The following is a 24,377-nucleotide window of genomic DNA, read 5'->3' as shown; positions in this document are numbered from 1 at the left end:
TTAGATTTTCTTAAGTTCTTTTATAAAAGCTTCACGGCAATGTCACAAAATACTCACATTTCTGTTTTATAGTATAAGTAACTTCTAAAGAAGGAGACAATGATTGTATCGAGTTCCTAATTCTTTATGGTTATTGTCCTTCGACCAACAATAAGTTTAGCGTCGATATACAAGACGCTGCATTCGATATAGATTTTTCTCTCTTCCTTTGGAGCCGTTTTCACGGCTCCTCTTTTTTTGCAGGCCAAAACATTTATTTCCAGCTGTACTTTTCCGACTGTATATTCCAGTATTTCTTTCGTAAGAATCCCCAAAAGAAGACCAGGATCACAAGGATACTTGCGACAGCCAGATTACTGATTCCCAATGTCATATCCATGTCTAGGCCCAGGAGAACAAACAATAGAAGCAGCCCCAAAAAACAAGCCGCATATTTCCATAGTCTACGCTCTTTCTGTTTGTTATCAAATGCCAGTCTTCCACTGTACTCTGCAACCGTTCTGTATTCCATCACAGTTGCCGACACTGCGCAGACGACCATCGCAATTCCCTTGTCCAGCTCCAGCTGCGCCATGGCCCCCGGTGTAGATAATGCGAGCATCTCTGTAATCTGAACTGCAAGTGAAAAGATAAGGAACCAAAACATACCTTCTACCACATATTCTGTCCAGCTTCTTTTTACTTCCCCTTCTTGCAGCAAGTTGTCACAGAACTCTTTCCCCTGCATGCCAATCTGCTCCTCCAGCGATATTCCTTTCAGCTCCGCTTCCTTTGCAATTCCGATCAGCTCTTTTTTTTCGGATTCTTGTATAGTCATTTGAAAAAAACTCATCATTTACCCTCCTCCCCAAAAATGTTTTTTACCGACTGTTCCACTTCTTTCCAGGCCTCATAGAAATACTGCACGTAATCTTTTCCTTCTTTTGTCAAAGAATAATATTTTCTCTTAGGCCCCAGTGGACTTTCTTTAAATGTTCCCTTTATAAGACCCTTTTTTTCCAACCGCAGCAAAAGCGGATAAAGAGTCCCTTCCTTCGCATCTGTAAAACCGTAATCCCAGAGGCGTGTCACAATCTCATACCCATATGTCTCTGTCTGATCGATGATCTTCAGAATGCATCCTTCCAGAATCCCTTTCATGAGCTGTGCCTTATCCAACTTTTTCTACCTGCCTCTCTCCTTTTCCTATTTTTAAAGCTGCTCCATCTCTCCTAAGATTGTCCTGTAAAATCGATCTCCTTCTTCTTTGCTGTCGTCTTTTCTTTTCAACGTTTTCAGGATCACACCATCTTTCAGAAGGAGCACTTTCTCGCAGTTGCTGGCAAGCTGAGGATCATGGGTAACCATGATGATCGTCTTTCCCCATGAATGGATCTCTTTCAGTGCTTCCAGAACAATTTTTCCAGACTGAGAATCCAGATTTCCGGTAGGCTCATCCGCAAGGATCAACTTCGGATCGTTGATAAGTGCCCGGCAGATAGCAGTTCTCTGTTTCTCTCCTCCGGAAAGTTCTGTCGGCCTCTTCTCTAAAAGATGCGTGATCTGAAACTGCTCTGCCAGCTTCTCTGCTTTCCGATGCATATCTTCTGATTTTGCCTTATCCAGTATCATTGGAAGGATAATATTTTCCCTTACTGTCATGCTCTCCATCAAAAAGAAATCCTGAAACACAAATCCGATATCCCTTCTGCGTATATCAGAAAGCTCGTCTTTCCACAGTTCCTTCGTATCAAAATCTTCAAATAAGATCTGCCCCGACGTCGGGCGGTCCAAAAGCCCCAACACTCTCAGAAGCGTCGTCTTCCCGCCTCCGGACTTCCCCATGATTCCAAGAAACTCTCCCTCCTCCACAGAAAGATCAATCCCTTTTAATACCTTTATATCCCCGTCATCCAGATAGGCTCCTTCCCCATTCTTAGAGTAATTTCTGATAATCTCTTTAGCTTCCAAAATCATACTCATTTTCTTCTCCCTTCATCTACCTTGTAATGTAAGGTTCCTTTAACTACATTATAATACAAGGCAGTTATTTGTCAAGAGCAGGCAGAAAAAAACAGTCGATCTTTCTCTGATCGACTGTCTGTTTTTGTATGCTTCTTTTACTCCTCTTCCGAGGCTATCCTTATATTTTCATATTGCCGGTAGGATTCGTCCGGCAGTTTGTCTGTGATGATCTGAGCGGAACCAAACTCCCCAAAGCTTACCGGAGATACTTTGTGAAACTTAGAGCTGTCACAAAGAATATACCGGGTCTGGGTGTGTGTCATAGCACATTTTTTGATCATTGCTTCATTGATATCCGGGGTTGTAAAACCGGAATGGAGACTCACTCCGTTTGTCCCCCAGAATCCTTTTGTGAAATTGTATTTCTGCAGATTTACATACGCCTCATTTCCAACTATAGCCTCCGTGGCCGCTTTCAGCTCTCCTCCGATCAGCGTCACACGGAACCCTTTTTCGGCAAGTTTCAGCGCATGGGATACCGCATTAGTCACAAATTCGGCCGACTGTACTGAAAGAAACGGGATCATATATCCGGTCGTCGTCCCCGCATCCAGGTAGACAAAATCATCCGGCTCGATGAGCTTTGCCGCCATTTTAGCGATTCGTATCTTTTCGTCCCGGTTTAGCTCTTCCCTTAGGGAAACCTGCTCTTCTTTCACATTCATCTTCTCCTCAGACTGCACTGCCCCACCGAAGACTTTGACCAGTTTACCAGCTTTGTGCAGAGCATTCAGATCTCTGCGTATCGTAGACTCAGATGCCCCGAATCGTTCTTTGAGTTCCTGTACTGTCACGCTTCCCTTTTCTTTCAGCATCCGCATGATTTCTTCTTGTCTTTTTTCTGTCAGCATCTTTTTTATCTTTCGGAATACGGATTCCTTCCTTTCATAATGATCTGACACTATTCTACATCCAAAAGCGCGTTCCGGCAACCGTCTATTCCGTCACTCTCTTCTTCAGAATTCCAAGGAGTACTGCTCCGACTATGGTTCCGATCACAAGTGAGATCAAATACATCAGCGCATTTCCCACAACCGGGAACACAAAGATACCGCCGTGCGGAGCCATCAATGTACAGCCAAATGCCATGGACAAAGCTCCCGATACCGCCGCTCCGATCACACAGGACGGAAGAACATGCAGCGGGTCGGATGCCGCAAACGGGATAGCTCCTTCCGTGATAAATGCAAGACCCATAATAAAATTGACCGGGCCGGACTCTCTTTCTTCTTTCGTAAATTTGTTTTTGAAGAGCAGAGTTGCAAGCGCGATGGCACATGGCGGTACCATTCCCCCGATCATGACAGCAGCCATGATATCATAGTTTCCGGCGGCGATCGATGCCGTCCCGAATACATATGCCGCTTTATTGAACGGGCCTCCCATATCAATAGACATCATACCTGCTACGAGAAGGCCAAGCAGGATTTTGCTGCTGCCGCTCATGTTTGTTAGCGCCGTATTCAACCCTGTATTCAATGCTCCGATCGGAGGTTCCACAATAAAGTTCATAATCAGGCCCATAAGCAGAATGCCAAACAGAGGGTACAGAAGTACCGGAGCGATCTTTTCTATCGCCTGCGGAAGCTTTTCAAATATCTTTCTGAGCAGAAGAATCAGATAACCTGCGATAAATCCGGCCAGGAGTGCCCCAAGGAAACCGGATTTTCCTTGGGAAGCAATCACACCGCCCACAAATCCGACCGCAAGCGCCGGTCTGTCTCCAATGCTCATAGCGATAAAACCAGCCAAAATCGGGAGCATGAAACTAAATGCCAGGTCTCCGATCCCTTTGAGTGTCGCTGCCGCCGGGGTAATTGTCCCGAAAGCAGAACGCGCCTCGTCGGAAAGAGTGTTGACATCTACACTCAGCCCGTCAATAAGAAAGGCAAGGGCGATCAGGATACCGCCTCCTACGACAAACGGAAGCATGTGTGACACTCCATTCATAAGCTGTGTATAGATTTTGTGCGCTCCACCTGAGGAAGCATTCTTCCGGGATACCGCCGTCGGATTTCCATTCTGGTAAACCGGGGCATCTCCTTTTATCGCTCTTTCAATGAGCTGATCTGCTTTGCTGATTCCGTCTGACACCTGACATTCAATGAGTTTTTTCCCGTGGAAGCGCTCCATCGGCACCTGGGCGTCTGCGGCAATGATGATGCAGTCTGCCTCCTGTATCTCTTGCTCTGTCAAAACATTTTTCGCCCCGCCGGAACCTCTTGTCTCTACTTTGATAAAACAGTTTTTCGCTTTTGCCGCTTTTTCCAGCCCTTCTGCTGCCATATATGTATGGGCGATCCCAGTCGGGCAGGATGTGACAGCAAGAATGCGGCATGCAGCGTCCGTAAGTGTCTGGCTCGACTGAGCCGCAAGCTGATCATCCAGATCTGGCTTCTCATTGTCGGCCGCATCGATAATCTCCAGAAATTCATCCGGTGTGGATGCCCCTTTCAGCTTTTCAATAAACGTTTCATCCATCAGGAGCATGGAAAGTTTACTTAATACATCCAGATGGATGTTATCTTCCGTGTTAGGCGCTGCGATCAGAAAGATCAGATGAACCGGCTGTCCATCCAGGGAGTCAAATTCCACTCCCTTTTTTACTACCATGGCTGCAAGCCCCGGTTTTTCTACCGCATCGCATTTCCCATGTGGAATAGCAATCCCGGCTCCGATTCCGGTGGTGCTTTCTTCTTCCCTGTGATACACTTCTTTTCTGTATACTTCCACATCTCTTATCTTACCGCTTTTTGCCATAAGATCCACTACCTGATCAAGGGCTTCCCCCTTGGACGTCGGCGCGCCGTCAAGGCAGATACTGCGTCTGTCCAGCAATTCTGTGATTCTCATCTTAATTTCTCCTCCCTTTTCAAAAATGATTTTATAACATCTCATAAACTTTTTGGATTTCTTCTTCTGTCGCCAGAAACTCTGAAAATGCACTGGCGCTGCCTGCCGAAATCCCCATTTTGAATGCGTAATCGTAGTCGTGCTTTCTGTCCCATCCTGCAAGAAATCCTGCAACCATAGAGTCCCCCGCTCCCACTGCATTGACAAGCGTCCCTTGTGGAGCCGGCAGCATATGGACTGTCCCGTTTTCATCCAGGAGCACCGCGCCTTCCCCTGCCATGGACACGAGCACGTTCTGTGCACCTTTTTCTTTCATTTTTTCTGCATATGGGACAACAGATTCCCGTGTGGAAAGTTCCACGCCGAAAATTTCTCCCAACTCATGATTGTTCGGCTTGATCAGAAACGGAGCGTATTCCAGCACATTCATCAGAAGTTCCTTTGTCGCATCCACAACAAACCGTATCCCCTTCCCGGACAGTCTCCGGAGAATATCCCGGTAGATGGAAGGCGGCATGCTTCCTGGGATGCTTCCCGCAAGAACAAGTATATCTCCGTCTTTCAGCTGATCCAGCTTTTCCATAAGCTGACCCACATCTTTCCTCGAAATAACCGGACCTTGTCCGTTTATCTCAGTTCCGTCAAAATCCTTCATTTTTATATTGATCCGGGAACAGCCTCCCGAAATTCGGATAAAGTCATGACGGATGCCAAGTTTTTCTGCCTGTCTTCCAATCTCTTCACCTACAAAACCGGCCAGAAATCCAAGCGCTGTATTTTCCACTCCCAGATTTTGCAGTACTGTGGATACATTGATTCCCTTACCTCCCGGCATCATCTGTTCAGTTGTCGTCCGATTCGTCTTTCCCATGCGGAAATCATCCACAGTTATGATATAATCCAGCGATGGGTTAAAAGTAACAGTATAGATCATGTTCTCTTCCTCACTTTCTGAATCTATTATACAATCATTTTCGTTCATATTCAATCATACATATTCACAAAATATCATATTATTTTTTGTTATATATTCACAATCAGTCATATTCCGTCACGTCTCATCCTTAAAACCATCTTGCCGAAATATTTTCTTCTCTCTCATACGCAGCAGGCAAAAAAGAAAGAGAGGCTTCCTTACCTCTCCTTTTCCTCTAAGATGTTTTCAAATATTCTGTTTTTATCCGGTTCCCATTGATCTTAAATTGATAGGATCCTGCTTCAAGAAAGATTTTTGCACATTTCTGTCCATTCCATTCTGCCATTTCCTGAAAAATAGCTCCCTTGATCGAGTCTGCATCCACTGCTTTTTCGACAGGCAGATATAACACTGCACTTGTATTTGGCGGAATGACCGCCTCATATGTATGAATTTTTCCATCTTCCGCCGTCCAGCCGCTCACAATCTCTCCGTATGGCGACTGGAAGCTTCCCTTTGCGGATGTAAACGTTCCTCCGGCAGACGGCTGCAGGATAAATTTTTTATAACCCGGATTTTTCTTATCCGCGCATATTCCAAGTTGGTATTCCATCATCCATTCAAAAACCGCCCCCAAAGCATAATGGTTAAAAGAATTCATGTGATTGTTCCCGAACCCGGTTTCTTCCGTATAAGAATCAAAACGCTCCCAGATACTTGTTGCTCCAAGAACAACAGGATACAGCCACGACGCATAGTCTTTTGACTGCAGAAGCCTGTTTGTCGTATCTGCATATCCATATTTGCTCAGTGCTTTCACAAGATTCGATGTCCCTGCAAATCCGGTCGTCAATGTATACGGAAGAATTTCTCCGCCTTCCCCATCCTTCCCCGGCTGCGGTTCTTTGATGAGTCTATCCAGATTTTCCGCTGCTTTTTGCGCGGTCTTTTCAGAGATGACATTCAGACTCAGCGGAACTGCATAAGACGCCTGGGTATTCTGGATTTTGCCATCTGCTCCTCTCGTCATTCCATTTTTTTCATCGATATAAATTGTATTCCATGCGTTCTTTGCCAGCTCATGCATGGAGCAAAGCTCTGATTCCATCTCCTTTTGACCTGCAATTCCAGCCATTTCCGATGCGATCTTCAGCATGTACACATAGTATGCATGATTGATCAGTGTCTCGTCTGTCTCCACTCTGCCAAGCCAGTCTGCAAGAAATCCTGTTTTCCCTGGAAGTGCTTTCTCCGTCTGGATCACTTTATTAGCATTCGCATACCGGAAATCTACACTGTCCAGGTACTTGATATACCTGTACACCGCCTCGATATTTTCCTCCACAATCTCCTTTCTCCCGGTTTGCAGATATAAAGTATATGGGATCACTGCGATGGCGCTTTTCCAGACGATACCATCCCATTCTGCATCACTTCCCAGCCGTACCGTTCCGTTTTCTATCTTGTCATAGGAAGGCGCATAAGCTGGAAGTTCTCCGTTCTCAGCCTGTTCTGCGCGGACAGTGTCAAGCCAGCGCCTGTAAAATTCATACACATCCCCCTGATAGGATGCCGCTTTTGCATAAATCTGTGCATCCCCAAGCCATCCAAGCCGTTCATCCCTCTGGGGACAGTCTGTCGGGTAAGAGATGAAATTGCTTGTCTGGGAATTCTGTATATTCTGAAACAGGAGGTTTACAAGCTGATCTGAACTTTCATATCGAGCCGTCAGTTCCCCTGACGACAGGACGAGCATCCGGATATAATCCTTTGGAAGTTCTTTTTTCAGTCCGGTAATCTCAATATATCTACCGCCGTGCAAAGTAAAATGCGGCTCGATGACAAGTTCTTCATCAGACATAGTGTAAATATCAGTCGAGAGCGCCGTACGGTAATTTTCCGTCATCAAAAGTCCATCCAAATCTCTCTCTTTGTATTCTTCCGTGTCCGGATAGAGCATCTCCGCATATCTGACCGTGATCACGCTTCCCTCATCGGCATATTCTTTTGGGATCGTTATGCTCGGCACACCGGCTATATTTTCTCCCATATCGTATATATAAGATCTGGAACCTTCCCGTGATTCGCCAAGCGCTTTCTTTACCTTTTTCTGCCCGACTTTATGTACAGCACCTGCACATCTTGCCTTCATCTTGTAATCTGAAAATTCTTTTCTCACATCGATCACTTTGGCGGATCTGAGTTCGGCGTTTTCGTACTCTGCTTTCGAAAATCCCAGAACCTGCTTCTCTTTTCCCGCATCGTACCGGACACCATGGTAAAAGGAATCTGATCTGAGAGGCCCGTCTCCGTAATACTGCCAGGACGGATCGCTCACGATCGTATCTTTTGTCCCGTCAGCGTATTGAATCTCGATCTTTGCAAGCAGCGCGTTGACCTCTCCGTAGTAGTCATGATTTTCTTCTTTCGGAGAAAGATATCCGCTCCACCATCCTCTTCCAAGGCAGACTCCAATTGCATTGTCTCCTTCTTTCACGAGCTCTGTGATATCATATGTCTGATATGGCATCTCTTCGCGATATTCCGCATTTCCTGGCTGATACCAGGAGTCGTCCGTCCGCTTTCCATTGATCTTTGCCTCATAGATTCCGCGGGCGCTGATGTACAGTCTTGCTTTCTCTATATTTTCCTTGACATGGAACTCTTTTCGCAGCATCGGAGACGCACCAAAGCTTGGATCCGCACAACAGAGGATTCCATTTTTTCCTCCATCTACCGTAATCACGTTCCCTTCTACTGACACTCCTTCATTACCGTCGAATATGCGTATCCCGGCACCCGTATTTTCGTCAAAAAGGACGCCCGTTCCATACCCCGTATTACAGATCTGATAATTCTTGTAAACAGCCTTCCCACCGGGATCAGCGTAAAAACCAACCGAGTTCAGATACGGGTAAATTCCATAAGAGCTTGTCAGATCCAGGATCATTTTGTTGCCCTGATCACTGAGTATGACTGCCTGTCCGTCAATCCAGATCTGCATCTTCCCCTGGCTTACCTGCAGATCCAGCTGATGGGCAGAAAATCTGTTTTTCTGAGTAAAAATCCGATCCAGATTTGCAGCTTTCACAGACGCTGCTGAGACCGAAAAAAGCGGTGTGTCTTTACGGTCTGTTTTCTGGTACCCAACACGATAGATGCGAAGGGCAGCGCCTTTCCCATTCTTCATTTGAGACACGTCCAGCTCGACCCGAAAATAGTGTTCTCCTGCCATATGCTCTGCATTCCTGTATGGATCCTTCAGCCGTTCATCATTTGCCCCGAAGATCAGCGATGCTTTTCCAGAATTTTTATCCATCTGCACTTCTGTCCGGATATGGAAATATACAGAAGAAGCCGCATCAAATGCAGTTTCATCTGGCCCGATCCAATTGGCATTATCCCATGAAGCAAGTGTCTCATCCATCAAAGCGGTCTCAAAATACGCAGGTTTTGACGTATAGATATTTTCTTCTTCATCTTCTACCTTTACTGTCCATTTATATCGTGTTTTCGGTTCTAACTTTTCGCCGCCATAGCGGATATCTGCAGATTCCGCATTTTTTACTCTTCCGGAATCCCATACCGTATTTCCATCTTCCTCTTTCACAACAATCTGGTAGGCTATCTGGCGGATTCCGATTTTTCCAGACTTCATCTTCCAGCTAAATCGAGGTGCAGCATTGTCGATCCCCACAGGATTTTCCACACCGTCTGTACGCAGATCGATAATCTTTGTCTCCTTTGCATATACATTGCTTCCTCCGCATCCAGAAAGAACAGATACTGCAAGTGACAGGATGAGGACACAAGCCAATGCCCTGGCACCTTTTGTTCTTCTTGTCTTTTTCATTTGTACTTTTCCATATCTTTCTATATATATTCTTTCATCTTCCGTTCTAAAGATAACACTATACCACACGAAACACAATATGAAGATACAGTGATATTCTCCGGATCTTGCCCTGGATGATATTTCTTATCCTTTTCTCATTTCGATTGCTTCAAGACGAAGACTCTGCCCAACCGTACCGAGTGTGACCACTCCGTCCGCTTTTGTCCAGGCCGTCCACCCGGTTCCCTGAATATGCGCCCTCCACTCGAAATTGCCTTTTAATCTCAGACATTCCAGTCGTTTGTCTTCCCCAACAGTTCCGATAACCGTATTCTGGTCTATTTCCCCAAAATCTTTCCAGCCGATCCCTTGGATGTGAGCCTGCGCATATACTTTGCCGCAATGTTGGGATTTGATCCGGAGCGCTTCCATTCGTTTCTGCTGCCCGATGGTGCCGGCTGTCATGCCGTCTGCCATCCAGCCTGTATCGCCGGCTCCCTGCACATGTGCGAGATAAGCGATATTAGCCGCTTTGATCTCTACGGCCTCGATCTGTTTGCTCTTGCCTTTGACGCCTGCCCACTGTCCATTTACGCACCACCTGGACCATCCAATATCTTTCTGATGTACACGGTAGAGATACACAGTATCGCCCGATTCGATCTTCATCGCTTCGAGACGGAGGCTCTGTTTTGTTGTACCTATGACTGTATCTTTTGTGATATTCTTATACACTTTATCTCCAATGTTCCGGATATGAACTGTGACATCCATATGATTTACCGGCTTGATCCGAAGGGCTTCGATCCTTCTGTTCTGGCCTATGCTTCCGATCATCCTTCCGTCGCACTGCCAGTTTGCCCATCCGATCTGCCGGAGATGCCCCTGGTAAGACACTTCTCCTGTACGGTCCTTTTTCTCTTGGAACATTCCGGCATTGTCTTTTACTTCGCCATCCGGATTGACTGGTTTTGGAGGGTTTTCCGGCTTCGAAAAACCGGAAGATATGGTTTTATTCAGGATTCCTTCTGCGATCGCCTTGGCACATTTCTTCGCATTCCAATGATCAGCATCGTCTTTATCATCCACAAAGCAGCACTCCACAAGAAGTGCCGGGGAATTTGTACTGTTCAGCACATACAGATTTTTGTTGTACTTCGTGCCCCTGTTCCGGATACCAAGCTCTTTTGCAATGTTTGAACAGATACGGTCGGAAATTACCTTCGTCCTCGTATCATAATTCCAAACTTCTGTTCCGCCGGTGCTGTTATCTCCTTTGTAGTCGTTTCGGCCGCTGTTTAGGTGGATCGATACATCAAGCGCCACATTGTGCTGATTACATTTTGTGACAATTTTCCGAAGACATCCATCCTGTGTTGTATTCTCCTCACAGGTACAATCATAAACCGTGTGCCCTTCCACGCGGAGAAGACGGATGACTTCATCTTTGACGAGACGATTTTCCACCGATTCTTTCAGAATCCCTACGGCACCATAAGCCCCTTTCCCCTGAGGACAATGTCCTGCATGTACGTTGTAGACTGTCATAGCTTATTCCTCCTTGTGAAGCTGTTTGACGACCTGATTCACATAGGTGCTTGCTCCTGCCACAAGGATTCCCTGAACGACCGCCGTAAATACCGCCATCGCAATTTCTCTTCCTGATCCAAACGGACAGTTTGCCAGTACCCAGACTGCGCAAAACGCGATCCCAGCCGCCCCCAGGATCAGCGGAATGTATTTGTCTTTTACAGCCTTTGTCCGTTTGATCGCTGCCCCGATCATATACAGCACGACGGCCACCACGATCAATTCCGGCTTGATATAATTTGTAATCTGTTCCATAATATCTGTCCTTTCTTTTTTCGGTTTCCGAAAAGAGTATTCTTTCGGATCTGCCCTTTCTCTTCATTTTATGCAAAAAAAAAGGACCTGTTACGGTCCTTCCCTGCAGTTCTAGATGAAGATATACAACAAAAAATAGAAAAAGCACCGTAAACACGGCGCTTTTCAGATGGACCTGGCGGGAATCGAACCCGCGTCCGAAAGCCTCTCCATCGAAGCATCTCCCATCACAGTCATTATTTTAAGTTTCCCTCGAAAACCCGCCTAATGACAGGCTGATTTCTTTGGTAGCTTCATAAAATCTTCCATTCCCTCAAAGCTTTGGGAGTGAAGTGCCCCGCAAAAGTCGAAGCCGGTTGCTTAAGCTGCGGGAAGCCTAAGGCCGACTGCTGCCGAAATTAGGCAGCGTACGCTAATTTATTATTGTCTGCGTTTATTTTTAGATTACGGTTTACTGCGCGGTCCCGTCCCGCGGATGGCTTCTCCAACTTCAAAACCCCCGTCGAAACCAGTACAAGCCCTGGTTCTGCAGACACATTATATTATATGCGCAGAAAAGTTTTTCTGTCAAGGGGAATCTTTTCCACATATCACAAGGTATCAATCCAGGCTTTTACGAGCGGCATCCACCTTGCACACTGTCTCTGCACGCCTCTTCCGTCCGCTCCAAGACTAAGCTGTGTAGCCGTCCCAAGACCATGTTCTCCTTCTGGGAAAAGATGGAATTCCACCGGTATATCCGCCTTTACCAGCGCCTGGACATACATGAGTGAATTTTCTACCGGCACAGTGGCGTCAGTAAAAGTATGCCATATAAACGTATTCGGTGTATTCTCTGAGACATTCCATTCAAGGGAACAGGTTCCCTTGAATTCATCCCACAGATCTCCCAGGAGATTCCGAAATGTATCTTTGTGCCGGAACTTTCCTGTCGTGATGACCGGATAACTCAGGATTTGTCCGTTTGGACGAAGTTCTTCCACTGTAGTATCAAGAATCTCCGCCAATTTTTCATTGTTCCAGTATGTACCGTACATAGCTGCCAGATGTCCTCCGGCCGAAGATCCCTGAATAAGTATCTTCTCCGTGTCAATATACCATTTTTCTGCATTTTCTCTCAGCATTTTCACGCAGGCAGCCACTTCCAGAAATGCGTCTGGGAATACTTCCGAAGGAGCGGTCGTGTAGCGGAGGACTGCCGCATGGCACCCCATATCCATGAATTTGACCGCTACTCCTTCTGCCTCCCGGTCCGACGTCATCCGATACGCTCCACCTGGGCAGATCAATACGCAAGGCCTCTTCCTCCCGTCATACAATTCTTCTGAATTACTCCAGAAATACGTATATAATCTGGCATCTGTCTCTTTTCCATTTATTGTAACGGGAATCTCTTTGTGTATCATTTACATGGCCTCCTACTGTCTGTATATTATTCTTCGTCGTCCAACCCGAGGATTTCCGCCAGAACTTCGATGATGATCTCATTTGTGCAGGATTTTACATAACCCAGCATATGAAGAGAGATTTCATCCCATTTTTGCGCATCGCTTAAACGCTCATCTTTTCTTGTCATATCAATGAGCTGCACAAGCTGCGGCGTCATTTCCTCGTATGTCTCGATCGTGGTCTGAGAAACCAATGTCCTCAGATCTTTTTTTGTAACCGGTACCATTATTATACCTTCCTTTCCAAAATGATTCTAGCCAAAATTTCTGATTTTGAAATCTCTTTGCGCTTCACGCGTCTGATCTTTCTTTGCGATATCTGCCCTCTTGTCATAAAGTTTCTTTCCTTTGGCAAGCCCGATCTCCACTTTGACAAGACTTCCTTTCAGATACACCCGAAGGGGCACAAGAGTCATGCCTTTCTCCTTCATCTTTCCGAGAAGTTTGTGGATCTCCTGCTTGTGCAGAAGAAGTTTTCTGACCCGAAGCGGGTCTTTGTTGAAAATATTTCCTTTTTCGTACGGACTGATATGCATTCCATAGACAAATACCTCGCCGTTCTCAATGCGGATGAAGGATTCTTTGATGCTGCATTTTCCCATCCGCATGGATTTTACTTCCGTGCCGGCAAGCGAAATTCCCGCTTCGTATGTCTCCAATATAAAATAGTCGTGATACGCTTTCTTATTGTTCGCAATAAGCTTCACATTCGTCTTTGTCATAATCCGTCTCCCACTCCTTCGCTATCTCAAAATCAATCGTTCGCTGCAGTTCATCTGTCGCAATGACGCGGATAAAAATTTTATCTCCAAGGCGGTATGTCCTTCCGGTATGGTCTCCTCTCATCTCGTACTGTTCTTCCACATATTCATAATGATCATCCGTCATATTGGCCACATGAACGAGTCCTTCGATCGTATTAGGAAGCTCCACATACATGCCCCATTTTGTGATCCCGGAAATGGTTCCTTCGTACACCTCTCCGATATGGTTTTTCATAAACTGCACTTTTTTCAGTTTTACCGTCTCCCGTTCAGCCTCATCCGCCCTTCGCTCCATCTCGCTGGAATGTTTTGTTACTTCAGGCAGGATCGCATCGTAGTGTTCAATCTTCTTCTCATTCATCCTGCCGCGGAGTGTATCCTTGATGATCCTGTGGATCTGAAGATCCGGATAGCGGCGGATCGGGGATGTAAAGTGCGTATAGTATGATGTTGCAAGTCCAAAATGTCCCGTATTTTCCGGTGTATACTTTGCCTGTTTCATAGAGCGGAGCGCAAGTCTTGCGATCATCGGCTCTTCGGGCGTTCCCTCTGCCTTTTCCAGCAATTTCTGAATCTCTTTTGGGTGTACTTCTTTGGTTCCAATGTGCATGGTGTAGCCAAAATTATTGATAAAGACAGAGAGCTTTCGTATCTTTTCCTCATCCGGTGTGTCGTGCGTACGGTACACAAACGGAATTTCCCTCCAGAAGAAATCCTCCGCCACCGTCTCGTTTGCAGCCAACATAAAATCTTCTATAAGCTTCGTAGCAGTATTTCTCTCGTAGGCTTTCAGTTCCACCGGCCGTCCTTCATCGTCAAGGATAACTTTCGTCTCCGGAAAATCAAAATCCACCGCACCTCTTTTGTGCCTTCTATTCCTCAAAATCCGGGAAAGTTTTTCCATTTCCTGAAACATCGGGACGAACTCCTCATACTCACGGCATGTCTCCTCGTCTTCGTCTTCCAGAATCTTTTTTACCGCCGTGTATGTCATCCTCCGATCTACATGAATAACCGTCTCCGCAATCTCATGATCCACGATCACACCTTTGTCGTCAATCTTCATCAGACAGCTCAATGCCAGCCTGTCTTCTCCTGCATTCAAGGAGCAGATGCCGTTTGACAAAATATGCGGAAGCATCGGAATCACACGATCCGCCAGATACACACTTGTCCCCCGTTTCTTTGCTTCCCGGTCAAGAGCGCTGTTTTCCTGCACGTAGTTGGTCACATCTGCAATGTGTACGCCAAGGAAATAAAATCCTTCCTTTTTCTCCAGGGAGACGGCATCATCCAGATCTTTCGCATCCTCCCCGTCGATAGTAACCATCTTTACATGCCTCAGGTCTTTTCTGCCGGCACAATCCGCACCGCTTACCGGCTTTGCCACCCGCTCCGCCTGATTCAAAAGCTTTTCAGGAAACTCCATCGGGAGCTCATAAGACATGGCGATACTCAGAATATCTGTCCCCGGGTCATTGACGTGTCCTAGGATCTGAACAACTTCCCCTTCCGGATTCTTGCCTTCCCCGCCATAGGAAGTAATCTTTACGACTACTTTATGCCCTGTAACCGCTCCCTTCGATCTCTCTTCCGGAACAAAAATATCCTGCAAAAATTTCTGGTTATCCGGCACTACGAACCCAAAATTTTTATTTTTCTGAAAATATCCTACAAGCTGGGATGTCCCGCGGTTTATGATCTTTACCACTTTCCCTTCCTGGCGCTTCCCTTCCTGCCGGTTTTTCCCGCTTTTTGTAAGGATGATCTCTACTTCGTCGCCCTGGAGCGCCTGCCCCGCATCTTCCTCGGAAATGAAAATATCCTCGTCAAATCCTTCTACCGTCACAAACCCGAACCCTCTCGCGTGGGCCTGATAGATGCCGACAAGCTTTCCAGCCTGTCCCTTTACATATTTCCCTGTCTGTGTTCTGTGGATCTTCCCTTCGGATTCCAATTCATCCAGAATCTCTTTGAGTATCTGGCGCTCTTCCTTTTGCACCTGGAACATCACTGCCAGTTCTTTCAGTTTCATGGGAACGTAGAAATCATCACAGATAAACTGATAGATCAGTTTTTTTCTTTTCTCATACATTCTATCTATTTTCCTTTCACAACGAAAATAAAAAAGAACACTCTATCTTGTTTCCGAAATAGAGTGTTCTGCATCCAGTTCCTAAGCAAATACTTTTAAGTTTAATACTGCAGCAAAAATAATAAACAATGCAGCAAGTACCTTTGTCACTTTTACAAGCGTCCCTTCCATGGAACGTCCTTTATTCTGTCCCCAGTACGTATCTGCCATACCTGCGATGGATCCAAGTCCGGCAGATTTTCCTTCCTGCATCAGAACAATTGCTGACAACGCAATACAGTCTATTACAAATAAGATTGTGATCACAATTTTTAAAATTTCCACTCTTTCACACCTCCTGCGGATAAACCATATATAGTCTATCACAAAGCCAGTAGTTCCGCAAGCAGTTTCTTCCATGTTTTCATATTTCTGCCGCTTATTTCCCATCCATAAACGGATTTTTGTATTCGGCCTCCATCCCGATCTCTTCTTCGATCTTCATAAGCCGGTTGTACTTCTCCACCCGTTCTGAACGGCACGGAGCACCGGTCTTGATCTGTCCTGTCCCAAATGCCACCGCTATATCCGCAATCGTCGTGTCAGCTGTTTCTCCAGAACGGTGGGATATGATGGAACGATATCCGTTTTCTTCTGCAAGACAGATTGTATCAAACGCCTCGCTCAGCGTCCCTATCTGGTTAACCTTTACAAGGACCGCGTTGGCTGCATTGCAGTCGATTCCTTTCGCAAGTCTTTTGGAATTTGTCACAAACAGGTCATCCCCTACAAGCTGTGTCTGAAGGCCGAGTCTGGCTGTCATCAATTCCCATCCGGAAAAATCCGACTCTTCCAGTCCATCTTCGATGGAAACGATCGGATATTTCTCTATGAGTTCTGCGTAATAGTCGATGAGTTCTTCCGTGGACCGTGTCACTTTCTTTTCACGTCCCCTGCTCTCTCCTACAAAGACATATTTCCCGTAATCCCGGTCATAAATTTCAGAAGCAGCTGCATCTAATGCAAGCGCTATCTCCTTCCCTGGGATATACCCTGCCGTCTCAATGGCTTCCAGAAGGATCTTGCATACGCTGTCCGTATCCGGGAGATCCGGCGCAAACCCGCCTTCATCTCCTACCCCGGTGTGGTATCCTCTCCCTTTTAAAAGTGCTTTGAGCATGTGGTACACTTCCGTACACATCCGGAGTCCTTCCTTAAAGCAGCACGCCCCTACCGGCATAAGCATAAACTCCTGAAAATCGATGATATTGTCTGCATGGCGCCCTCCATTTAAGACGTTCATCATCGGTACCGGCATTCTTTTTGTGTGGACTCCTCCCAGGTACCGGTAAAGTGGGATATCCAGACTTTTAGCTGCCGCCTTTGCCGCCGCCATGGATACTCCCAGGATGGCATTTGCACCGAGATTGCTCTTGTCTTCCGTCCCGTCAATTCGGACTAACAGACGGTCGATCTCAAGCTGATCATACACATTCATCCCGATCACTTCTCGTGCTATCTGATCGTTGACGTGATTGACTGCCAGCTCCACACCACGTCCGCAGTAACGGTCCTGTTTTTCTTTATCTCTCAGTTCCTTTGCTTCATACCTCCCGGTGGAGGCGCCCGACGGAACAGAAGCGCATCCTACTGTTCCATCCTCCGTGAGTACCTCCGTTTCAATGGTCGGATTTCCTCTGGAATCCAAAATTTCTCTTGCATATATATCTTTGATCGGTAAATATCGATACATCATTTTTTTCCTCCTTTTTTCACATAGTATTTCCACATCCGTTGACTTTTTTACCTGTCGGCGTTACAATTTTGAGGGTAAAAAATGTCATTGAAAAATAAAAGAGATGAGGAAGAAAAATGAACACGTACGAAAAGACACATATGAAACATTCGATTCCCAAGCCTACTTCTCAGCTGAAGCCGAAATCACGGGTAAAAGAATTTTTGATGATGACTGCTGCAACCATCGTCATGGCCGTGGGAATCTATTTTTTTAAATTCGCAAATAACTTCGCTTTCGGAGGACTGACCGGTCTTGCAGTGCTCGTTGCAAAAACAGGAATCATGACAGCCAGTGATTTCAACTTTGTATGCAATATCGTCCTTCTGGTACTTGGATTTATCGTTCTTGGAAAAGGATTCGGCGCCAAGACCTGCTACTGCAGCGTCCTGCTTTCCGTCTCCCTTTCCGCATTGGAACGGATTTATCCTATGACACATCCTCTTACGGATCAACCAGTCCTGGAGCTCATGTTTGCAGTAGCAGTCCCTGCTTTCGGATCAGCTATTCTGTTTAACATGGGCGCTTCCAGCGGCGGTACAGATGTCATTGCCATGATCATGAAAAAATACACTGGATTTGATATCGGGAGGGCGCTCCTTTTGTCCGACATCGCCATCGCAGTGGGCGGATGCTTTATTTTTGGAATGCAGACAGGACTTTTCTCTTTGCTTGGGCTCGTTCTCCGCTCTTTCATGACAGACAACTTTATCGAAAGTTTCAACCTTTCCAAATGTTTCAATGTCGTATGCAGCAATCCTGAGCTTATCTGTAACTTCATTATCCACGAACTGCACAGAGGAGTTACCGTATACTCTGCCCAGGGCGTTTTTTCCGGAAGGAAAAAATATATTGTCCTGACAGCTTTAAACCGTCCGCAGGCCGTACGTCTCCGAAATTTTATCAAAGAGACAGAACCGGATGCCTTCATTCTGATTTCAAACACAAGCGAGATCATCGGACGTGGTTTCCACACCGTATAAATAAAATAAGGACAATGACAAGAGAGTTGGCAAAGTGTCATTGTCCTTATTTTTTATTCAAATATGAGATAACGTCTTACATCATCTTATATGCCCACACGAATCCGTATTGCGGCAGCCGAAGTTTTCTTTCCGGGATCTTATTGCCGTTCAGTAGATCTCGGTAATCTCCTTCTCCCGGAATCCACACTTCTTTCTCAAAGTCAGAGAAGTTAAATATTCCTGTCAGAATCTTCTCCCCTTTTTGTCTTACGATACAGAGCAGGGACGGATCCTGCATATCCCATGTACCGACCAGTGCATCCGGGTCAAATACCGATTCCTGGCGGCGTATCTGTTCCATGAAGTTTAATGTCCGGAATATCCTTGCTTCCACACTCCTGACGCCTTTTCTCTTAGCCGCCAGATCCCACCTGAATTTTCCGCGGTGGATATATCGGGAATCCTCCCTTTTATCCTCATCCTCTTTGTATGTATAGTCATTTACCTGGCCGATCTCATCGCCGCTGTAGATCATAGGAATGCCGCTTTGCATGAGCATGTACGCGTGAAGCATCAAATCTTTCCTGATGGCTTTTTCCATCTTTTTGGCATCCTGCTCAAATCCTGCACTTTCCACTCCGCACATGGACGCGGTGGTACCACAGAATCTCGCATCCATCGTGACAGGATCGTCGTTGTAGAGCTCTCCTCTGCTTTCGCTTCCTGGATATTTTCCCGTAAAATAATCGTTTAGATATTTCTTATGAGGGATTTCCTGAAAGCCCCACTTTCCCAGTGTTCCATAGTCCAGTCCCCAGCCGATGTCGTCATGGCATCTCAGATAATTGAGAAACGTATACTGTTTTGGCAATCCGTTCACAATATCCAGCTGTTTTTTCAAAAGCCTCGTATCCGATGTCGCCACACTGTGCCATGTGGTAGCCATTGTCGTCACATTGTAGAGCATATGACATTCCGGTTTCTCAACCGTACCAAAATACGGAAGCACTTTTTCCGGCTCCATGACAACTTCTCCCAAAAGGATGGTGGCGGGACAGACAATCTCGCCGATCATCCGCATCATTCTCACGATCGTATGTACCTGCGGAAGATTTCTGCAGGAAGTGCCAAGTTCTTTCCAGATATATGGAACCGCATCAATCCGTATAATATCCATTCCTTTGTTCGCAAAAAACAGGAAATTGTACATCATCTCATTGAACACCCTTGGATTTCGGTAGTTCAGGTCCCATTGATACGGATAAAACGTAGTCATGACATGGTGCCTGATCTCCGGCAGGTAAGTAAAATTTCCCGGCGCCGTCGTAGGAAATACCTGAGGCACCGTTTTTTCGTATTCCTGCGGATACCATGGGTTATCATAGAAAAAGTAACGGCTCATATACTCCCCTTCGCCTTTTTTTGCCCTTTTTGCCCACTCATGATCCTCCGATGTATGGTTCATGACAAAATCCATACAAAGGTCGATCTCTTTTTCGTGACATTTGTCCGCCAGGTTCTCCAAGTCATCCATCGTTCCAAGATCCGGACGCACTTTCCTGAAATCCGCCACTGCATAGCCTCCGTCTGATCTTCCCGGTACGGTATCCAGAAACGGCATCAGGTGAATAAAACTTACATTGCACTCTTTCAGATAAGAAATTTTTCTCTGTACCCCTTTCAGGTTCCCGGCAAAATTGTCAATATAAAGCATCATGCCAAGCATATCCTTTTTTCGGTACCATTCTTTATCTTTTTCTCTTGCTCTGTCCCGTTCCTTCAGCGATTCTTTCCGTTTTTTGTAAAACGCTTTCATCTGATCCAGAAGCTCCTGAAACATAGGTTCGTTTTGGTACAACTCCATGTACAGCCATTTCAGCTCATCTCTACGGGCCTCCAGACGTCTTTCAAATTCGTTTTTATTTTGCATCTGAATTTTCATTCTCTTCCTTAACCAGCCTCAAATAAATTTGCCATGCAGGGTATGTGCCAGCCACGATAGGAAGCGGTATTCCGGCTTCCATAAGCCCGACGCCATCGTATCTTCTTCCATTCTCGTCTTCGTAGATACCGTCCGGATCAAGTCCCTGCAGCTTAACATAGTTTACAGTCATATTTCCATGCATTGCCAGCATGACCACATTCACAAGCACCTCTTCCCGCTCTTCCGATACGAATGCCCATGCGCCTATCTCGTCCGTCTGAGGAGAGGAAAGTCTGTAATAGCGTCCATTGTGGATCAGCCCCTCGTGCTTTTTGAAAGTTTTGATCTGCTGTTTTATTTCTTCTTTCTCCTCTTTTGGAAGGATACCAAGATTCAGCTCATATCCGAATGTCCCAGCCATTGCGACGACTCCTCTCGTGTGGAGTGATGTAACTCTTCCTGTCTGATGGTTCGGCACCGCTGATACATGGGATCCGATACAGGAAATCGGATAGATAAAGGATGTTCCATACTGGATGTCCAGCCGATCTACCGCATCCGTATTGTCGCTGCACCAGATCTGCGGGGTATAGTAAAGCATGCCTGCGTCAAAACGTCCGCCGCCGCCGCTGCATCCTTCAATCAGAATATCCGGATACTTCTCTGTAAGTTTCTCCAGAAAATCATATACGCCAAGAACGTAATCGTAAAGTACTTTCCCCTGATCCTTTGTCACTGAGGAATAAATGTCCGCAAGGCTTCTGTTCATATCCCATTTGATGTACTCCACATTTCCCTGATCCAGCACATGGGAAATCTGTCTGAACACCTCTTCCCTGACTTCCTTTCTGGAAAAATCAAGGACGAGCTGATTGCGGGCACGCACCGGTTTTCTTCCCGGTATCGCCATTACCCAATCCGGATGTTGTCTGTAAAGGTCGCTGTCTTCCGATACCATCTCAGGTTCGATCCAAAGACCGAATTTTAATCCCAGGTCATTGATCTTTCCGATCAGTTCTCCCATCGTGCAGCCAAGCTTCTCTTCGTTTACATGCCAGTCGCCAAGCCCGGAGTTGTCATCATCTCTCTTTCCGAACCAGCCGTCATCCAGGACAAACATATCGATCCCCAGTTCCGCCGCGTGCTCGGCAAGCGTAACAAGTGTCTCCCCTGTAAAATCAAAATAGTCTGCTTCCCAGCTGTTGACAAGCACCGGTCGCTGTTTCGTCCTGTATTTCCCGCGGCAGAGATTCCTTCGGAAACACCGATGGAAATTCCATGACAGCCCTCCGAAACCTTCCGATGAGTATGTCATGACCGTCTCCGGTACAGTGAACATCTCTCCTTTTCCCAGGGGATAGCAAAACTGGTCTGAAGATAATCCCATCATGACCCGCGTCTGGTTGAACTGGTCTTTCTCCGCTTCTGCCTCGAATCCTCCGCTGTACACAAACGCCATGCCGTAGCAGCCTCCGTTTTTCTCGTCCGTTCCAGAATCTGCCAAAATGAGGGATGGATTATACTGGTGGCTGGAAGAGCCTCTTTTGCTTCCGATCATCTGTTTTCCGTGCTTTACAGGTACCCTCTGGAAATTTCTCTCCATTGCATGTCTTCCATAAAATGTGATCAGATCATAATCTCCGGCCACAAAGTCCAGACAGGCCGAAGCAGCACGAATCAATTCTATTTTTTCTTCGTTTTGATTGATGATCTGTACACTTCTTGTGATGATATCTTTTTCCGGAAGCACCCCATACAAAAGTACAGCCTGTACTTTTGTAACCGGGTCTTCCAAGTAGATTTTCAATGTTTCCGCTTCCTCGTCTTTGGCGTATACTGCCGGAAGACCTTCCAGAGAATACTTTCCTTTACAGATTTCATATCTCTGGAATCTCAGGTCGCAGCTGTATGAGCCATCTGCATTGCGCACAGCAACAGCAGTACTTCTGTAATCGCCTGTACCTGGACATGGAAATTCCTGCGGAAGCGCATCCATCGAATACGTCCTGTCCGCCCCGGTATCGGACGGATTACCGGAAAATCCTCTGTCATAATAAGTAAGAAGATAATCCATGTCGCCGTTTATCCGTTTCCCATAGTATAAATGCAGCAGAAACCCATATTTATCCACGAGAAACTGATACGTTGTATTCTCTGTATGCAAATTAAAAATCTGTTTTTCCTTCTGATATGTAATTCCCATTTATGTCCTCCTAAGCGGTCCTTTTTATTTTTTATTTCACTGCGCCGTTTACTACGCCGTTCAGAATCTGTTTCTGACAGATAATATAGAAAATTACGATCGGAATCAATGCAAGCAGATAAGACGCAAATGCAAGGTTATAGTTCGTTCCGAACTGCGTCTGGAAATTCAGCTGTGCCAAAGGCAGTGTGTTCTGTCCTGTACCTGCCATGATGACAAGCGGTGTCATGACATCGTTCCATACAGCCAGAGCTGTGAGAACAGCCACTGTCGCATGCATCGGTTTCATGATCGGGAAGATGACTTTCCAGTAGGTCTTCCATGTGCTTGCTCCGTCGACCCTGGCTGCTTCTTCCAGGGCAATCGGGATGTTCGTGAGATATCCGGAGTAGAGCAGGACATTCATCGGCATATAAAATACCACATACAGAATGATAACTCCGACCCAGTTTCCAAGTCCCATCTCTGCCGTCTGTTTTGCCAAAGGCATCATCAGGATGGCAAACGGTACGAACATACCACTTACTACAAACATGTATACAAATTTATAGAATTTACTGTGTGCTTTATTTCTTCCGACAGCGTATCCCATCAGTGAGTGGACCACAATAGATAATACTACTGTAATCACAGAAATAAGTAAACTGTTTTTCAGTGAATTCCAAAAATCTGTTACTTCCATTGCTTCTTTGAAGTTGGAAAGGCTGAAACTCTTCGGCAGAGATAAGATCCCCGCGATACTGTTCGTCATTTCTGACGGCTGTTTTAATGCGATCACAATCGTCATATACAGAGGAAAGGCGACGGTAATCAGCCCAAGGATCAAAAGGATCATTACCGGCCAGTTTGTTTTTTCTTTTACTTTCGCTTTCATTATAACTGTTCCTCCTTCCTACCGGAAATCTGCATCTGTGCAACAGAAATTGCCACGATCACAATAAAGAAGATGACTGCATTGGCACTCTGGAATCCAAACTGTCCGCCTGACATACCATTGTTGTAAATCAGGTAAGAGATGGATTCTGTGCTCTGTGCCGGACCGCCTTTTGTCAGCGCCATGATCTGGTCGAATACCATAAGGAAATTCTTTACACAAAGAACCATGTTGATCGTGAAAAATGGAATGATCAGAGGGAAGGTCAAATGTTTGAATTTCTTCCATCCGGTTGCACCGTCCAGGGATCCAGCCTCGTACACATCTTCCGGTACAGTCTGAAGACCGGATATATAGATAATCGTGTTCATTGCGATCGCCTGCCATGCACATACGATTACGATCGCGATCCAGGCTGTCTTCGTATCGGAAAGCATACTTCCGCTCAAAGAGTCGATCCCTGCCATTTTTGCCATTCCAGGCAGGATATATGTAAAGAAATAATTGAAAATATAACCTACAACCAATGCTCCAAGTACATTCGGAATGAAATAAGCCCCCCGGAAAAAGCTCTTTCCTTTGATCTTTCCGTTCAAACCAAGTGCCAGGATAAGGCTTATAACATTTGTCACAATTGTCGCCACGATGGCAAGCTTAAAGGTAAACAAATAGGATTTGCCGACACGCGGATCCTGAAAAAGATCTACATAGTTTCGGAAACCTACCCAGTCATAATCTCCGAACCCTTTAAAATTCGTAAAACTGTAAATAAAGCCTCTGATCAGCGGTACGGTATTGAAGCAAATAAACAATGCCAGAATCGGTATCGTAATCAACAGATAGGTACGTTTTCTCTCATTCATATTCCTCATCTTTT

General features: G+C 45.9%; 20 protein-coding genes and 1 other RNA gene. 1 reads left to right on the top strand and 20 read right to left on the bottom strand.

Annotated elements, in window-relative coordinates; translation table 11 throughout:
• Positions 1-253 precede the first annotated feature (253 nt).
• The 16 genes from FLB61_RS08905 to eno form a co-directional block, all read right to left on the bottom strand.
• A complete protein-coding gene (locus FLB61_RS08905; protein WP_221919928.1) occupies positions 254-835 on the bottom strand; it encodes a hypothetical protein in 582 nt (193 codons plus the stop codon).
• Entirely contained in the window at positions 832-1,158 is a 327-nt protein-coding gene (locus tag FLB61_RS08900) for a PadR family transcriptional regulator (RefSeq protein WP_246599178.1), read from the bottom strand. Before FLB61_RS08900 ends, FLB61_RS08905 begins: the two co-directional genes overlap by 4 nt.
• 33 nt (positions 1,159-1,191) lie before the next feature.
• Positions 1,192-1,962: an ABC transporter ATP-binding protein gene (locus tag FLB61_RS08895; RefSeq protein WP_221919927.1), complete on the bottom strand. Its 771-nt coding sequence runs from the start codon at positions 1,960-1,962 to the stop codon at positions 1,192-1,194.
• A gap of 137 nt (positions 1,963-2,099) precedes the next feature.
• Positions 2,100-2,855, bottom strand: coding sequence for a DeoR/GlpR family DNA-binding transcription regulator (locus FLB61_RS08890; protein ID WP_087202865.1), 756 nt, complete (start codon positions 2,853-2,855; stop codon positions 2,100-2,102).
• 85 nt (positions 2,856-2,940) lie between these two features.
• Positions 2,941-4,857 carry a PTS fructose transporter subunit IIABC gene (locus FLB61_RS08885; RefSeq protein WP_221919926.1) on the bottom strand — a complete coding sequence of 639 codons (1,917 nt, stop codon included), beginning with the start codon at positions 4,855-4,857 and terminating at the stop codon, positions 2,941-2,943.
• Positions 4,858-4,888: 31 nt separating this feature from the next.
• Complete coding sequence (gene pfkB, locus FLB61_RS08880; RefSeq protein ID WP_221919925.1) at positions 4,889-5,791, bottom strand: 1-phosphofructokinase; 903 nt, start codon at positions 5,789-5,791, stop codon at positions 4,889-4,891.
• A 217-nt stretch (positions 5,792-6,008) separates the two neighbouring features.
• On the bottom strand, positions 6,009-9,626 hold the full coding sequence (locus tag FLB61_RS08875; protein WP_221919924.1) for an alpha-L-rhamnosidase: 3,618 nt from the start codon (positions 9,624-9,626) through the stop codon (positions 6,009-6,011).
• Positions 9,627-9,752: 126 nt separating this feature from the next.
• Entirely contained in the window at positions 9,753-11,156 is a 1,404-nt protein-coding gene (locus FLB61_RS08870) for an N-acetylmuramoyl-L-alanine amidase (protein WP_221919923.1), read from the bottom strand.
• Positions 11,157-11,159: 3 nt separating this feature from the next.
• Complete coding sequence (locus FLB61_RS08865; RefSeq protein WP_221919922.1) at positions 11,160-11,453, bottom strand: phage holin family protein; 294 nt, start codon at positions 11,451-11,453, stop codon at positions 11,160-11,162.
• A 167-nt stretch (positions 11,454-11,620) separates the two neighbouring features.
• Positions 11,621-11,974, bottom strand: a transfer-messenger RNA (tmRNA) gene (gene ssrA / locus FLB61_RS08860).
• Between the two features lie 69 nt (positions 11,975-12,043).
• The gene (locus tag FLB61_RS08855; RefSeq protein WP_087211940.1) at positions 12,044-12,859 is read right to left on the bottom strand and encodes an alpha/beta hydrolase; all 816 of its coding nucleotides are present in this window, start codon (positions 12,857-12,859) and stop codon (positions 12,044-12,046) included.
• Between the two features lie 26 nt (positions 12,860-12,885).
• The gene (locus FLB61_RS08850) at positions 12,886-13,128 is read right to left on the bottom strand and encodes a hypothetical protein (protein ID WP_087203089.1); all 243 of its coding nucleotides are present in this window, start codon (positions 13,126-13,128) and stop codon (positions 12,886-12,888) included.
• A 27-nt stretch (positions 13,129-13,155) separates the two neighbouring features.
• Complete coding sequence (gene smpB / locus FLB61_RS08845) at positions 13,156-13,623, bottom strand: SsrA-binding protein SmpB (RefSeq protein WP_087203088.1); 468 nt, start codon at positions 13,621-13,623, stop codon at positions 13,156-13,158.
• Positions 13,586-15,769 carry a ribonuclease R gene (gene rnr / locus FLB61_RS08840; protein ID WP_087203087.1) on the bottom strand — a complete coding sequence of 728 codons (2,184 nt, stop codon included), beginning with the start codon at positions 15,767-15,769 and terminating at the stop codon, positions 13,586-13,588. The genes smpB and rnr overlap by 38 nt, the downstream gene beginning before the upstream one ends.
• Before the next feature lie 72 nt (positions 15,770-15,841).
• Positions 15,842-16,084: a preprotein translocase subunit SecG gene (gene secG / locus FLB61_RS08835; protein WP_087203096.1), complete on the bottom strand. Its 243-nt coding sequence runs from the start codon at positions 16,082-16,084 to the stop codon at positions 15,842-15,844.
• A gap of 94 nt (positions 16,085-16,178) precedes the next feature.
• Positions 16,179-17,492, bottom strand: coding sequence for a phosphopyruvate hydratase (gene eno, locus FLB61_RS08830; protein WP_087212863.1), 1,314 nt, complete (start codon positions 17,490-17,492; stop codon positions 16,179-16,181).
• Positions 17,493-17,701: 209 nt separating this feature from the next.
• Here eno and FLB61_RS08825 point away from each other — a divergent pair, with 209 nt between their 5' ends.
• The gene (locus FLB61_RS08825) at positions 17,702-18,517 is read left to right on the top strand and encodes a YitT family protein (RefSeq protein WP_405121562.1); all 816 of its coding nucleotides are present in this window, start codon (positions 17,702-17,704) and stop codon (positions 18,515-18,517) included.
• Between the two features lie 76 nt (positions 18,518-18,593).
• Here the strand turns inward: FLB61_RS08825 and FLB61_RS08820 are convergent, their stop codons facing one another.
• From FLB61_RS08820 to FLB61_RS08805, 4 genes are read right to left on the bottom strand one after another with little or no spacing between them, the layout of a single operon-like run.
• A complete protein-coding gene (locus FLB61_RS08820; protein WP_221919945.1) occupies positions 18,594-20,429 on the bottom strand; it encodes an alpha-amylase family protein in 1,836 nt (611 codons plus the stop codon).
• Positions 20,419-22,626, bottom strand: a complete 2,208-nt coding sequence (locus FLB61_RS08815; protein WP_221919921.1) for an alpha-galactosidase — start codon at positions 22,624-22,626, stop codon at positions 20,419-20,421. Before FLB61_RS08815 ends, FLB61_RS08820 begins: the two co-directional genes overlap by 11 nt.
• A 31-nt stretch (positions 22,627-22,657) precedes the next feature.
• Positions 22,658-23,500: a carbohydrate ABC transporter permease gene (locus FLB61_RS08810; RefSeq protein WP_087203084.1), complete on the bottom strand. Its 843-nt coding sequence runs from the start codon at positions 23,498-23,500 to the stop codon at positions 22,658-22,660.
• Positions 23,500-24,372 (bottom strand): carbohydrate ABC transporter permease, encoded by an 873-nt coding sequence (locus FLB61_RS08805; protein ID WP_087203083.1) that lies wholly within the window; start codon positions 24,370-24,372, stop codon positions 23,500-23,502. The genes FLB61_RS08810 and FLB61_RS08805 overlap by 1 nt, the downstream gene beginning before the upstream one ends.
• Positions 24,373-24,377 lie beyond the last annotated feature (5 nt).

Source organism: Sellimonas caecigallum (genome assembly GCF_019754295.1).
GTDB lineage: Bacteria > Bacillota > Clostridia > Lachnospirales > Lachnospiraceae > Sellimonas > Sellimonas caecigallum.
Note: the sequence above shows the minus strand (reverse complement) of the source record. Positions and strands in the feature narration are given on the sequence as shown.

Bases quoted from the DNA above. Each gene is read 5' to 3' on its own strand.
- FLB61_RS08905 (WP_221919928.1), bottom strand. From the start codon at position 835: ATGATGAGTTTTTTTCAAATGACTATACAAGAATCCGAAAAAAAAGAG.
- FLB61_RS08895 (WP_221919927.1), bottom strand. From the start codon at position 1,962: ATGAGTATGATTTTGGAAGCTAAAGAGATTATCAGAAATTACTCTAAG.
- FLB61_RS08890 (WP_087202865.1), bottom strand. From the start codon at position 2,855: ATGCTGACAGAAAAAAGACAAGAAGAAATCATGCGGATGCTGAAAGAA.
- FLB61_RS08885 (WP_221919926.1), bottom strand. From the start codon at position 4,857: ATGAGAATCACAGAATTGCTGGACAGACGCAGTATCTGCCTTGACGGC.
- pfkB (WP_221919925.1), bottom strand. From the start codon at position 5,791: ATGATCTATACTGTTACTTTTAACCCATCGCTGGATTATATCATAACT.
- FLB61_RS08875 (WP_221919924.1), bottom strand. From the start codon at position 9,626: ATGAAAAAGACAAGAAGAACAAAAGGTGCCAGGGCATTGGCTTGTGTC.
- FLB61_RS08870 (WP_221919923.1), bottom strand. From the start codon at position 11,156: ATGACAGTCTACAACGTACATGCAGGACATTGTCCTCAGGGGAAAGGG.
- FLB61_RS08865 (WP_221919922.1), bottom strand. From the start codon at position 11,453: ATGGAACAGATTACAAATTATATCAAGCCGGAATTGATCGTGGTGGCC.
- FLB61_RS08855 (WP_087211940.1), bottom strand. From the start codon at position 12,859: ATGATACACAAAGAGATTCCCGTTACAATAAATGGAAAAGAGACAGAT.
- FLB61_RS08850 (WP_087203089.1), bottom strand. From the start codon at position 13,128: ATGGTACCGGTTACAAAAAAAGATCTGAGGACATTGGTTTCTCAGACC.
- smpB (WP_087203088.1), bottom strand. From the start codon at position 13,623: ATGACAAAGACGAATGTGAAGCTTATTGCGAACAATAAGAAAGCGTAT.
- eno (WP_087212863.1), bottom strand. From the start codon at position 17,492: ATGTATCGATATTTACCGATCAAAGATATATATGCAAGAGAAATTTTG.
- FLB61_RS08825 (WP_405121562.1), top strand. From the start codon at position 17,702: ATGATGACTGCTGCAACCATCGTCATGGCCGTGGGAATCTATTTTTTT.
- FLB61_RS08820 (WP_221919945.1), bottom strand. From the start codon at position 20,429: ATGCAAAATAAAAACGAATTTGAAAGACGTCTGGAGGCCCGTAGAGAT.
- FLB61_RS08815 (WP_221919921.1), bottom strand. From the start codon at position 22,626: ATGGGAATTACATATCAGAAGGAAAAACAGATTTTTAATTTGCATACA.
- FLB61_RS08810 (WP_087203084.1), bottom strand. From the start codon at position 23,500: ATGAAAGCGAAAGTAAAAGAAAAAACAAACTGGCCGGTAATGATCCTT.
- FLB61_RS08805 (WP_087203083.1), bottom strand. From the start codon at position 24,372: ATGAGGAATATGAATGAGAGAAAACGTACCTATCTGTTGATTACGATA.